Origin of the sequence: Bradyrhizobium sp. CCBAU 45394 (assembly GCF_028128655.1) — a bacterium.
Lineage (GTDB): Bacteria > Pseudomonadota > Alphaproteobacteria > Rhizobiales > Xanthobacteraceae > Bradyrhizobium > Bradyrhizobium diazoefficiens.
Map to the genome: position 1 here is coordinate 77,916 of NZ_LBIX01000172.1, position 13,132 is coordinate 91,047.

Below are 13,132 nucleotides of genomic sequence, written 5' to 3' on the forward strand. Positions count from 1 at the left end.
TCAAGGCCCTGGAGAGCTCTGCATGACCGAACGTCCCGACCTTTCGAACCTTCCGTCCTACCGGCAGCCGCGCCGGTCGGTCTTCTCCGCGCGCAAGATCGCGCTGATGGCCTCGGTCGTCGCCGGCTTCGGCGCAGCCGTCTACGGCTTCAGCCCGTCGGTGTCGCCGGCCGACCTGTTCTCGAGCCCGGCGCATGCGCAGGTCAACAACGAGGTCCGGAAGGTTGAACGCCCGGTCGGCTTCGCCGACATCGTCGAGCGCGTGAAGCCGTCGGTGATCTCGGTGAAGGTCAACATCAAGGAAAAGACCGCGAGCAACGATGACGGCGACGATTCCTCCTCGCCGTTCCAGCCGGGCTCGCCGATGGAGCGCTTCTTCCGGCGCTTCGGCGGTCCGGATGGCATCCCGGGCATGAAGGGCGGCCGTGGCCGCGTCGTGCAGGGCCAGGGTTCCGGCTTCTTCATCTCGGCTGACGGCTTTGCCGTGACCAACAACCACGTGGTCGACGGCGCCGACAAGGTCGAGGTCACCACCGACGACGGCAAGACCTATACCGCCAAGGTGATCGGCACCGACCAGCGCACCGACCTTGCCCTGATCAAGGTCGAGGGCGGCTCGAACTTCCCGTTCGCAAAGCTTGCCGACGGCAAGCCGCGGATCGGCGACTGGGTGCTCGCAGTCGGCAATCCCTTCGGTCTCGGCGGCACCGTGACCGCGGGCATCGTCTCGGCCAGCGGCCGCGACATCGGCAACGGTCCCTATGACGATTTCATCCAGATCGACGCGCCCGTGAACAAGGGCAATTCCGGCGGTCCGGCCTTCAACACCGACGGCGAGGTGATGGGCGTCAACACCGCGATCTACTCGCCCTCCGGCGGCAGTGTCGGCATCGCGTTCTCGATCCCGGCCAACACCGTGAAGACGGTTGTTGCCCAGCTCAAGGACAAGGGTTCGGTCAGCCGCGGCTGGATCGGCGTGCAGATTCAGCCGGTGACGTCGGATATCGCCGACAGCCTCGGCATGAAGAAGGCCGAAGGGGCGCTGGTGGCGGAGCCGCAGGCGAACGGTCCGGCGGCGAAGGCCGGCATTGAGTCCGGCGACGTGATCACCTCGGTCAACGGCGAATCCGTCAAGGACGCCCGCGAGCTCGCCCGCACCATCGGCGGCATGGCGCCCGGTGCGATCGTGAAGCTCAACGTGCTGCACAAGGGCCAGGACAAGGTCGTGAACCTCACCCTCGGCCAGCTGCCGAACACGGTCGAGGCCAAGGCCGATACCGATAACGACAGCGGCAAGGGCGCGACCAAGGGCACCGACGTGCCCAAGCTCGGCATGACCGTTGCGCCTGCGAACTCCGTGGCCGGCGCCGGCAAGGAAGGCGTCGTGGTTACCGAAGTCGATCCGAAGAGCGCCGCGGCCGAACGCGGCTTCAAGGAAGGCGACGTGATTCTCGAAGTCGGCGGTAAGAGCGTGAGCACCGCCGGCGATGTCCGCGAGGCCATCAACACGGCGCGGACCGACAACAAGAACAGCGTCCTGATGCGCGTGAAGAGCGGCGGCCAGTCGCGCTTCGTCGCGATTCCCCTCGCCAAGGGGTAAGCGTCAGGAGGCTACGCAATGAAGGGTGTCGCCGGCATCAGTCGCCCCAGCCGCCGGCGCCCTTCGGGGGAGCAGCGTAACATTCGCTTCCCCAATCTACCTTCCGGTGGAATTACGCCCCCCTCCGTCGGAAGGCCTAGGGCGGTGAGGTCCCCCCAGCTTCACCGCCCGCCTTTTTCTCGACCCGAGACTCTCCCACTCGGCTTGCATGCGATTGCCGCTCGCGCCATGTTTAGAGAAGGTGACCTCCTTGACCGCCGCCGAACGCACGATGCGCCTCCTCATCATTGAAGACGACCGCGAATCCGCCGACTACCTCGTGAAGGCGTTTCGCGAAGTCGGACACATTGCCGACCACGCCCCCGACGGCGAGGAAGGCCTCGCCATGGCCGAGAACGGGGATTACGACGTGCTGGTGGTCGACCGCATGCTGCCTAAGCGCGACGGCCTGTCGTTGATCGGCGCGCTGCGCGACAAGGGCAACACCGCGCCGGTGCTGATTCTCTCCGCGCTCGGGCAGGTCGACGACCGCATCAAGGGCCTGCGCGCCGGCGGCGACGACTATCTGCCCAAGCCATATTCGTTCGCCGAGCTCCTGGCGCGGGTCGAGGTGCTGTCGCGCCGCCGCGGCGGCCCGGCCGAGGACACGCTCTATCGTGTCGGCGATCTCGAGCTCGACCGGCTCTCCCATCGCGTTGCCCGCGGCAAGGATGAACTGACGCTTCAGCCGCGCGAATTCCGCCTGCTCGAATACCTCATGAAGCACGCCGGCCAGGTGGTGACGCGCACCATGCTGTTGGAGAACGTCTGGGACTATCATTTCGATCCGCAGACCAACGTGATCGACGTGCACATTTCGCGGCTGCGCTCCAAGATCGACAAGGGTTTTGAGCGGCCGCTGCTGCACACGATCCGCGGCGCCGGGTATATGATCCGTGACGGCATTCGGTAAACTGATCCGCACCACGGCATTCCGGCTGACGCTGGTCTACCTGTTTCTGTTCGCGATTTTCGCGGCCTCGCTGCTCGCCTATTTCGCCTGGAATACGCGGCGGCTCATCACCGAGGAAATCACGCAGACGGTGAATGCCGAGACCTCGGAGATCAACGAGATCTACGGCCGCCGCGGCCTCGTCGGCCTCGTGCGCGCGATCGAGTATCGGGCGCTGCGACCGGGCGCCAATCTCTACCTCGTGACGACGCCGACGGGGCAGGCGGTGGCCGGCAATGTCGGCTCGCTGGCGCCGGGCGTGATGGCAACGCGCGGCTGGACCGAGACGGCCTATCGGCGGATCGAGGACGCCGACGAGCGCGATCACCGCGCGCTCGTGCGCGTCACCGAGCTCGAAAACGGCTTCCGGCTGCTGATCGGCCGCGACCTCGCCGAGCGGCGTCGTCTGTTCGGCATCGTCGCCAAGGCCGCGCAATGGTCAGTCCTGATCGTGGTCGTGCTCGGGCTCGGCGGCGGCGTCTTCGTCGCGCGCAGAGTGCTCAGGCGCATCGACGCGATGAGCGGCACGGCGCACCGCATCATGACCGGCGATCTCAGCGAGCGCCTGCCGGTGGGGCGCAGCGGCGACGAGCTCGACCGCCTCGCCGAAAACCTCAATGCCATGCTGGAGCGCATCGAGGCGCTGATGGCGGGGCTGAAGGAGGTCTCCGACAATATCGCCCACGATCTCAAGACGCCGCTGACGCGCTTGCGCAACCGCGCCGAGGAAGCGTTGGCGAAATCGGGCTGCGAGGCCGACTACCGCGCCGCGCTGGAGCGGACCATCGAGGAATCCGACGGGCTGATCCGCACCTTCAACGCGCTGCTGATGATCGCGCGCGCCGAGTCCGGCCAGGCGCGCGGCAACATGGACGATTTCGATGCCGCCGATGTCGCGGGCGGCATCCACGAGCTCTACGAGCCGCTCGCCGAGGACGACGGCATGACCTTGAAGGTCAAGGCCGATCCGACGCCGGTTCACGGCAACCGCGAGCTGATCAGCCAGGCGCTCGCCAATCTGGTCGAGAATGCCATCAAATACGGCAAGCCGGTCACGCAGGCCGGCGGAACCGTGGTCAGCATGGACTCTGGGCAGATCATGATCGAGGCGAAGCGCGAGGGCGACCAGGTGCTGCTGAGCGTCACCGATCGCGGCCCCGGTATTCCGGAAGCCGACCGCAAACATGCTGTCGAACGATTCGTCCGGCTTGAAGCTAGCCGCACGCTGCCGGGCTCCGGCCTCGGCCTCAGCCTTGCCTCCGCAGTTGCGACGCTCCATAGCGGAGAATTGCGGCTGGGCGATGCCCATCCCGGCCTCGTCGCCACGCTGGTGCTGCCGGCGCGCGCGGGCGCGGGCGACAGGGTTGCTCCTCCAATACCGGATGTGCCACAGAAGGTGGCATGAACCACTCCGCGCCGGGAAACGCGGACAAGCATGGTGAGAGCCTGGCCGCACGCTTCGCGGAGGCTCCCCATATTGCCGCTTCCACAACCGACGAACGACGTTTTGAAAGCTGGCTGGCCGAGCTCGAGCCGGCACAATCGGCTCGTCTCGAAGCGCTGCTGGTTCATCCCTTCGCCCGGAATATCCTCGCCGGCATCGCGGAATTCTCGCCCTATCTGTTCGATCTGGTGCGCGCCGATCCGCTGCGCCTGATCCGGCTGCTCGAATGCGATCCGGATACTCATCTCGCCGCACTGATCGCGGAGGCGAGGGGCGCGGTGGTCGCGGCACCTGACGAGGCCGAGGTGATGCGGCTGCTTCGCCGCATGAAGGCGGAGGCGGCGCTCCTGACCGCGTTGTGCGATATCGGCGGGGTCTGGCCGGTGATGCGGGTGACGGCGGCGCTGACCGATGTCGCGGTCTCCTCCGTGCAGGCGGCGCTCCAGTACCTGCTGCGGCAGGAAGCCGCACGAGGAAAGCTTTTCCCGCCTAATCCCGAGGCACCGGAAGAGGGCTGCGGCCTGATCGTGCTCGCGATGGGCAAGATGGGGGCGGGCGAGCTGAACTATTCCAGCGACATCGACCTCATCGTGTTCTTCGACCCTGACGCCACGACGCTGGCGCCGGATATCGAGCCGCAGCCGTTTTTCGTCCGCGTGACGCAAGGCATGGCACGCATTCTCCAGCAGCGCACCTATGACGGCTATGTCTTCCGCGTCGATCTACGCCTGCGCCCCGATCCGTCCTCGACGCAGGTGGCGATCTCACGGGACGCCGCGCTGCATTACTACGAGCGGGAAGGGCGCACCTGGGAACGCGCCGCGATGATCAAGGCGCGCGCCTGTGCCGGCGATGCCAGGGCAGGCGAGGCGCTGCTCGCCGAGATCGCCCCCTTCGTCTGGCGCAAGCATCTCGACTTCGCCGCGCTTGCCGACGTCCACGACATGAAGCGGCAGATGCAGACCTATCGCGGCCAGAGTGAGGTCGCGGTCGAAGGCCACAACGTCAAGGTCGGCCGCGGCGGCATCCGCGAGATCGAGTTTTTCGCGCAGACCCAGCAGCTGATCGCCGGCGGCCGCCATCCGGAATTGCGGGTGCGGCCGACGCTCGCCGCGCTCGATGTGCTCGCCAGCAGCAACTGGATCACCCTTGCGGCGCGTGACGAGCTCGCCAGGGCGTACGAATTCCTGCGCCGGGTCGAGCATCGCCTCCAGATGGTCGCCGACGAGCAGACCCATGCGCTGCCCGACGACAGGGAAGCGGTCGAGCGCTTTGCCCGGTTCTTCGGCTATCCGGATCGCGAGGCCTTTGCGCGCGACCTGCTGCGGCAGCTCGAGATCGTGCAGGGGCACTACGAGAAGCTGTTCGAGGGCGATGACCCGACCGGCACGGCAAAGCTGCCGGCGCTCGACTACAGTGCAGGTCCCGACGATCCGCGCCTGTTCCAGCACCTGACGACGCTCGGCTTCAAGAAGCCTGCCGCCGTGGCGCAGACCGTGCGAGACTGGATCACGGGCGACTATCGCGTGTTCCGCAACGAGGCGACGCGAAGCGCCTTCATCGAATTCGTGCCGGCCCTGATCGACGGCCTCGCCCTCGCCGAGGAGCCGGACCGCGCCGTCGTGGCGTTCGATCAATTCCTTGGGGCGCTCCAGCGTGGCGGCCGGCTGATCACGCTGCTTGGCCAGAACCGCGATCTCGTCGCGCTCGTGGCGCTGGTGCTGGGCGCGGCGCCGCGGCTCGGCGAGATGCTGGCGCGGCAGCCGCAGCTCATGGATGGGTTGATCGATCCGCGCTTCTTCGGCGCGATGCCGGACAGGCGGGAATTGTCGGGGCGGCTCGCCGCCACCGTGCAGGATGCCGCCTCATATGAGGAATTCCTCGATCGCCTGCGCCTGTTCGGGCAGGAGAGCCTGTTCCTGATCGGCACGCGCATCCTCTCCGGCACGGTCTCGGCGCAGCAGGCGAGCACGGCCTTTGCCGACGTCGCCGAAGGCGTCGTCCACACAGTGCATGACCTCGTTGCCGATCGCTTTGCCGCCCAGCACGGCCGGATCAAGGGGCAGGAGACGGCGATCATCGCGATGGGCCGGCTCGGCAGCCGCGAAATGACCGCGTCGTCCGATCTCGACCTGATCCTGCTGTACGATTTCGACAGCGAGAATCCGGACTCGGACGGGCCGAAATCGCTTCAGGGCGCGCATTATTTCGCGCGCTTCACCCAGCGCCTGATCAGCGCCTTCACGACGCGCACCAATTACGGCGTGCTCTATGAGATCGACATGCGGCTGCGCCCGTCGGGGCGGGCCGGCCCGGTGGCCTCGAGCCTTGCCTCCTTCGCGGATTATCAGGCCAACGAGGCCTGGACCTGGGAGCACATGGCACTGACGCGTGCCCGCGTGGTGTCGGCATCGGCTGAATTCGGCGAGCGGATCGCGGGCGTCATCCGCGATGTCCTGACCCGCCGCCGCGACCCTGCCACCATCGCCAACGACGTCGCCGACATGCGGCGTGCGATCGCGCAGGAGAAGGGCGAGACCGATTATTGGGACCTCAAATATGCCGCCGGCGGCATGATCGACATCGACTTCATCGCGCAATATCTCCAGCTCGTGCATGCCCATCACAAGCCCGATATTCTCGACGTCAGCACGCTTCAGGTGCTGGACAATGCGGCGAGGCTCGGCGTGCTGCCACAGTCGGAGGCCGAGATCCTGCGTGCCGCAGCGCGGCTCTATCACGACCTAACGCAGATCCTGCGGCTCTGCGTCAGCGACCGCTTTAAGCCGGAAACCGCCGGCACCGATCTCCAACGCGTGATGGCGCGCGCCGGCGATGCGCCGGATTTCTCGTCGCTGGAGGCGCGTGTGAAGGAGACGCAGAGCGAGGTGCGGCGCGTGTTCAGGGCGCTGCTGGAAGGGACGTCGCCGGCTTCAGCGAGGTGAGGGCCTCGCGGACATTGGGCTCCAGGTCCGCGCCGCCGGCGTCGAGATGGGCGAAGATCGCGCGCTTCATCCGGGGATCCCAGAACTTCTTGATATGCTCGGCGATTCCCGGCACGGCCTTGTCGTGGCCCTGGCTCTGGAAGAACCTGCCGATCTGGTTGGCCATGTAGATCAGGCGGTCAGGCGACATCGGCAACCTCCGTGGCATGGCAGGCGACGATGCGGCCGCCATGCGTGAACACTTCGAACCCGTCTTGCCGGGCAATGGCGATCAGCGTGATGCCGGCGGCTTCCGCGGTGCGGACCGCGAGCGCGGTCGGCGCGGAGACCGCGACCATCAGCGGCGCGCCGATCGCGGCGGTCTTCTGCACCATCTCGACCGAGACGCGGCTCGTCAGCAGCACCATGCCGCCGCGCGCATCCGTCCGGCTGCGCGCCAGCGCACCGGCAAGCTTGTCAAGCGCGTTGTGGCGGCCGACATCCTCGCGCAGCGCTACGATGTTGCCGGCAGGAGACCAGAACGCGGCGGCGTGAACGGCGCGGGTTTGCATGTTGATCGATTGCAGCGGTGCGATGGCCTGCATCGCCGTCATGATCTGCTCGGGCGTGAAGTTCTGCCCCGGCGGCACGACGGCCGCAGGCCGCACGGCTTCTGCAATGGACTCGATGCCGCAGATGCCGCAGCCGGTCGGGCCGGCGATATGACGCCGCCGTTCGCTGATGCGCGCGGCTTGGTCCGGCGCAAGCCACATGCGTAGCTCGATGCCGTCGTCGAGGCGGACTATTTCGAGCGACCGGATGTCGTCGACCGATCTGACGATGCCTTCGCTGAGGCTGAAGCCGACTGCGAAGTCCTCGAGGTTTTGCGGCGTCCCCATCATGACGGCATAGGTGCCGCCATTGTAGGTCAGCGCCAGCGGCGTCTCCTCGGGGATCAGCCGTGTGCCTTCGGACGCAACGCTGTGGCGCCAGATTTCGCGGTCGATGGCCTGGACCGGCACGTGCATGCGCTTACTCCGCAGCCTCGGCGGGCGCGATGCGGCGAGAGTGCCGCGCCTGCGCGTCATAGGACTTCTGCCAGTCGGACGGGCCGTTCGACGGCGAGATCTGCACCGCCGTGACCTTGTATTCGGGACAGTTGGTCGCCCAGTCCGAATAGTCCGTCGTGATGACGTTGGCCTGCGTGTCCGGGTGGTGGAAGGTGGTGTAGACGACGCCCGGCGCGACGCGATCGGTGATCTCCGCGCGCAGCGTGGTCTCGCCCGCGCGGCTCTTCAGCCGCACCCAGTCGCCGTCGCGCACGCCGCGCTGCTCGGCGTCGTGTGGGTGGATCTCCAGCCGGTCCTCGGCATGCCAGACCACGTTCTCGGTGCGCCTTGTCTGCGCGCCGACGTTGTACTGGCTGAGGATGCGCCCCGTGGTGAGCAGCAGCGGGAAACGTGGGCCGGTCCGCTCGTCGGTCGCGACATATTCGGTGACGATGAACTTGCCCTTGCCGCGGACGAAGCCGTCGATATGCATCACCGGCGTGCCCTCGGGCGCCTTCTCGTTGCACGGCCACTGCACCGAGCCGAGCTCGTCGAGCTTGGCATAGGAGACGCCGGTGAAGGTCGGCGTCAGCGCCGCGATCTCGTCCATGATCTCGGACGGGTGGCTGTAGTTCATCTCGAAGCCCATGGCCTTGGCAAGGCCGATGGTGACTTCCCAGTCGGCCATGCCGTTCTTCGGCGTCATCACCTTGCGCACGCGCTGGATGCGGCGTTCAGCGTTGGTAAAGGTGCCGTCCTTCTCGAGGAAGCTCGAGCCGGGCAGGAAGACGTGGGCGTAGTTCGCGGTCTCGTTCAGGAACAGGTCGTGGACGATCACGCATTCCATCGCCGACAGCGCCGCCACCACATGCGAGGTGTTGGGGTCGGACTGGAGGATGTCCTCGCCCTGCACATAGATGCCCATGAACGTGCCCTCGATCGCGGCATCGAACATGTTGGGAATACGCAGGCCCGGCTCCGGATTGAGCTTGACGTTCCAGAGCGCCTCGAACTGGTCGCGCACGGCATCGCCCGAGATGTGGCGGTAGCCGGGCAGCTCGTGCGGGAACGAGCCCATGTCGCAGGAACCCTGCACGTTGTTCTGGCCGCGCAACGGGTTCACGCCGACGCCGGGACGGCCGATATTGCCGGTCGCCATCGCGAGGTTGGCGATCGCGATCACCGTGGTCGAACCCTGGCTGTGCTCGGTGACGCCGAGACCGTAATAGATCGCGCCGTTGCCGCCGGTGGCGTAGATGCGGGCCGCTTCGCGCAGCGCCTTGGGGTCCACGCCGGTGAGGATCGCCGTTGCTTCCGGGCTGTTGTTCGGCTGGGCGACGAAGGCGGCCCATTCCTCGAACTCGGTCCAGTCGCAGCGCTCGCGCACGAAGGCTTCGTTGACGAGGCCCTCGGTGACGATGACATGCGCCAGCGCGGTGACGACCGCGACGTTGGTGCCGGGCATCAGCGGCAGATGCAGCGCCTTCACATGCGGCGATTCCACCATCTCGGTGCGGCGCGGATCGATCACGATCAGCTTGGCACCCTGGCGCAGGCGCTTCTTCAGGCGCGAGGCGAAGACGGGGTGTGCGGAGGCCGGATTGGCGCCGATGACGACGGCGACGTCGGTGTTCTCCACGGAGTCGAAGTCCTGGGTGCCGGCCGACGTGCCGAAGGTCTGCGACAGGCCATAGCCGGTCGGCGAGTGGCAGACGCGGGCGCAGGTATCGACATTGTTGTTGCCGAAGCCGGCCCGGATCAGCTTCTGCACCAGATAGGTCTCTTCGTTGGTGCAGCGGGACGAGGTGATGCCGCCGATGGCGTCGCGACCGTGCTTCTTCTGGATGCCGCGCATCCTGGCGGCGGCGAAGGAGAACGCCTCATCCCAGGACACTTCGCGCCAGGGATCCTCGATCCGTTCGCGGATCATCGGCTTGAGGATGCGTTCCTTGTGGTTGGTGTAGCCCCAGGCGAAGCGTCCCTTGACGCAGGAATGGCCGCGATTGGCCTTGCCGTCCTTGTACGGCACCATGCGCACGACTTCCTCGCCGCGCATCTCCGCCTTGAAGGCGCAGCCGACGCCGCAATAGGCGCAGGTTGTGACGACCGAATGCTCGGGCTGGCCGATCTCGATGACGGATTTTTCGGTCAGCGTCGCGGTCGGGCAGGCCTGCACGCAGGCGCCGCAGGAGACGCATTCGGAGCCGAGGAAGCTCTCGCTCATGCCGGGCGAGACGCGGCTGTCGAAGCCGCGGCCCGAGATCGTCAGCGCGAAGGTGCCTTGCACCTCCTCGCAGGCGCGGACGCAGCGCGAGCAGACGATGCACTTGGAGGGATCGTAGGCGAAGTAGGGGTTGGACTCGTCCTTCGGCATCCAGGCGGCGTTGACCTCGCCGTTGGATTTCGCGAAGACGTGGTTCTCGCCCTCGTAGCCGTAGCGCACGTCGCGCAGGCCCACGGCGCCGGCCATGTCCTGCAACTCGCAATCGCCGTTGGCGCCGCAGGTGAGGCAGTCGAGCGGGTGATCGGAGATGTAGAGCTCCATCACGCCCTTACGCAGCTTCTTCAGCCGGTCGGTCTGGGTGTGCACGACGAGGCCCGGCATCACGGGCGTAGTGCAGGATGCCGGCGTGCCGGCGCGGCCCTCGATCTCGACGAGGCAGAGGCGGCAGGAGCCGAATGCATCGACCATGTCGGTCGCGCAGAGTTTCGGGATCTGGTGGCCGGCTTCCATCGCTGCGCGCATGATCGAGGTGCCCTCGGGCACCGAGATCTCCTTGCCGTCGATGGTCAGCGTCACCATCGTTTCCGATTTGGCGCGCGGCGTGCCGAAGTCGATTTCTTCGATCAGAGACATTGTCGTTCTCCTATTCCGCGGCCTGAAGCGTGGTCGGCGCCGGGACGAAGTCCTCCCGGAAGTGCTTCAATGCGCTGAGCACAGGATAGGGCGTGAAGCCGCCGAGCGCGCAGAGCGAGCCGAATTTCATGGTGTTGCAGAGGTCTTCGACGAGCGCGAGGTTTTCGCTGACGCGTTCGCCGTTGATGATCTTCTCGATGGTCTCGACGCCGCGGGTCGAGCCGATCCGGCAGGGCGTGCACTTGCCGCAGGATTCGACGGCGCAGAATTCCATCGCGAAGCGCGCCTGCCTGCGCATGTCGACGCTGTCGTCGAACACGACGATGCCGCCATGGCCGATCAGCCCGTCACGCGCAGCAAAGGCCTCGTAGTCGAACGGCGTGTCGAACAGCGCGCGGGGGAAGTAAGCGCCAAGGGGCCCGCCGACCTGCACCGCACGGACCGGGCGGCCCGTGAACGTGCCGCCGCCGATGTCGTCGACAAGCTCGCCCAGCGTCACGCCGAAGGCGGTCTCGTACAGGCCGCCATGGCGGATATTGCCGGCGAGCTGGATCGGCATCGTGCCGCGCGAGCGGCCCATGCCGAAATCGGCATAGGCCTTGGCGCCTTCGGCGAGGATGAAGGGGATCGCCGCGAACGACAGCACGTTGTTGATCACGGTCGGCTTGCCGAACAGGCCGTGATGGGCCGGCAGGGGCGGCTTGGCGCGCACGATGCCGCGGCGGCCTTCGAGGCTCTCCAGCAGCGACGTTTCCTCGCCGCAGACATAGGCTCCGGCGCCGACGCGGACTTCGAGGTCGAAGCTGTAGGTCGAGCCGCCGATCTTGTCGCCGAGATAACCGCCGCGCTTCGCAGCCTGGATGGCGGCCTTCATCGCCTCGACCGCGTGCGGATATTCGCTGCGGATGTAGATGTAGCCCTTGGTTGCGCCGACGGTGATGCCGGCGGTGGTCATGCCCTCGATCACCAGGAAGGGATCGCCTTCCATGATCATGCGGTCGGCGAAGGTACCGCTGTCGCCTTCGTCGGCGTTGCAGACGATGAACTTGCGGTCGGCCTTGGCCTGGGCAACCGTCTTCCATTTGATGCCGGTCGGAAAGCCCGCGCCGCCGCGGCCGCGCAGGCCCGATGCGGTGACCTCGGTGAGGATGGTGTCCGAGCCGAGCGCCAGCGCGCGCTCCAGCCCCTTGTAGCCACCATGGGCGCGGTAGTCCTCGAGCGAGCGCGGATCGATCACGCCGCAGCGGGCGAAGGTGAGGCGGGTCTGGCGCTTCAGCCAGGGAATCTCGTCGGTCGCCCCCAACCGCAGCAGATGCGGCGTATTGCTGGCGAGCGCGTCGAGCAGGGAGGGCACATCGGCCTCGGTGACCGGACCGAACGCGATCCGGCCCTGCGGCGTCGCGACCTCGACCAGCGGCTCCAGCCAGTACATGCCGCGCGAGCCGGTCCTGATGATCTCGACGGCGACGCCGCGCTTGGCCGCAGCCTGTTCCAGCGCCAGCGCAACCTCGTCGGCGCCGACGGCCAACGCACCCGCGTCGCGTGAGACGAAGAGACGCATGCTCATCGCTGTGCCTCCGCAACCAGCGCATCGAGACGCTTCTCGTCGAGCCGGCCGACGAGGCGGCCGTCGAGCATCGCGGACGGTGCGGTCGCGCAGAGTCCGAGGCAGTAGATCGGCTCCAGCGTGACGCGATCATCGGCCGTCGTGTTGCCAAGCGACACGCCGAGCCTGGCCTCGGCACGCGCGGCCAGCGCATCGCCGCCCGCAGCCTGGCAGGCCTCGGCGCGGCAAAGCTTCAGCACGTGGCGGCCGGCCGGCTTGTGCCTGAAATCATGATAGAACGTGAATACGCCATGCACCTCGGCGCGCGACAGATTGAGCGCTTGCGCCACCATGGGAATGGCGGCCTCCGGCACGTAGCCGAACGCCTCCTGGAGCGCATGCAGGATGACCAGCGTCGCGCCCTCCTGCCTTGCATGTTCGGCGATGATCTCGGCGCCGCGCGTCTCGTCCCAAGGCTCGTAACAAGGCTCGTAAGTCGCTGTCATTCTTTGTTCTCAACCTGAGCGTTCCTGCCTCGCAAACTATTTGGAATCATTCGAAGATCAATAAAGCTGTCTCATGCTGCGATTGCGAATTCAGATCGATTGGCGGATGCAATCGATCGATACGGAAGTGCAATTAATCGCATTTCGCCTGCCGGTTTTTCCGTGTTGGCAAGGACCTGCCGTGCTAGCTTGCATGCCACGACAAAATTCGAGGG

The 13,132-nt window shown here is 66.6% G+C and carries 9 protein-coding genes; 4 read left to right on the top strand and 5 right to left on the bottom strand.

The annotated features are described in order from the left end of the window. Window positions 1-22: 22 nt before the first annotated feature. The 4 genes from WN73_RS30010 to WN73_RS30025 all read left to right on the top strand — a co-directional run bounded on the left by WN73_RS30010 (window position 23) and on the right by WN73_RS30025 (window position 6,980). Complete coding sequence (locus tag WN73_RS30010) at window positions 23-1,600, top strand: Do family serine endopeptidase (RefSeq protein ID WP_011085914.1); 1,578 nt, start codon at window positions 23-25, stop codon at window positions 1,598-1,600. 271 nt (window positions 1,601-1,871) lie between these two features. Next, window positions 1,872-2,552, top strand: a complete 681-nt coding sequence (locus tag WN73_RS30015) for a response regulator transcription factor (protein ID WP_038965709.1) — start codon at window positions 1,872-1,874, stop codon at window positions 2,550-2,552. Next, entirely contained in the window at window positions 2,536-3,996 is a 1,461-nt protein-coding gene (locus WN73_RS30020; RefSeq protein WP_271555872.1) for a sensor histidine kinase, read from the top strand. Before WN73_RS30015 ends, WN73_RS30020 begins: the two co-directional genes overlap by 17 nt. After that, entirely contained in the window at window positions 3,993-6,980 is a 2,988-nt protein-coding gene (locus WN73_RS30025) for a bifunctional [glutamine synthetase] adenylyltransferase/[glutamine synthetase]-adenylyl-L-tyrosine phosphorylase (protein WP_271555874.1), read from the top strand. The genes WN73_RS30020 and WN73_RS30025 overlap by 4 nt, the downstream gene beginning before the upstream one ends. Here WN73_RS30025 and WN73_RS30030 read toward each other — a convergent pair. From WN73_RS30030 to WN73_RS30050, 5 genes are read right to left on the bottom strand one after another with little or no spacing between them, the layout of a single operon-like run. Next, window positions 6,937-7,170, bottom strand: a complete 234-nt coding sequence (locus WN73_RS30030) for a formate dehydrogenase subunit delta (protein WP_271555875.1) — start codon at window positions 7,168-7,170, stop codon at window positions 6,937-6,939. The genes WN73_RS30025 and WN73_RS30030 overlap by 44 nt on opposite strands. Continuing rightward, entirely contained in the window at window positions 7,160-7,987 is an 828-nt protein-coding gene (gene fdhD, locus WN73_RS30035) for a formate dehydrogenase accessory sulfurtransferase FdhD (RefSeq protein WP_011085919.1), read from the bottom strand. The genes WN73_RS30030 and fdhD overlap by 11 nt, the downstream gene beginning before the upstream one ends. Window positions 7,988-7,991: 4 nt before the next feature. After that, window positions 7,992-10,865, bottom strand: a complete 2,874-nt coding sequence (gene fdhF / locus WN73_RS30040; protein ID WP_271555877.1) for a formate dehydrogenase subunit alpha — start codon at window positions 10,863-10,865, stop codon at window positions 7,992-7,994. Between the two features lie 10 nt (window positions 10,866-10,875). After that, window positions 10,876-12,432, bottom strand: a complete 1,557-nt coding sequence (locus WN73_RS30045) for a formate dehydrogenase beta subunit (RefSeq protein ID WP_271555879.1) — start codon at window positions 12,430-12,432, stop codon at window positions 10,876-10,878. After that, the gene (locus tag WN73_RS30050) at window positions 12,429-12,917 is read right to left on the bottom strand and encodes a formate dehydrogenase subunit gamma (RefSeq protein WP_028172230.1); all 489 of its coding nucleotides are present in this window, start codon (window positions 12,915-12,917) and stop codon (window positions 12,429-12,431) included. The genes WN73_RS30045 and WN73_RS30050 overlap by 4 nt, the downstream gene beginning before the upstream one ends. Window positions 12,918-13,132 lie beyond the last annotated feature (215 nt).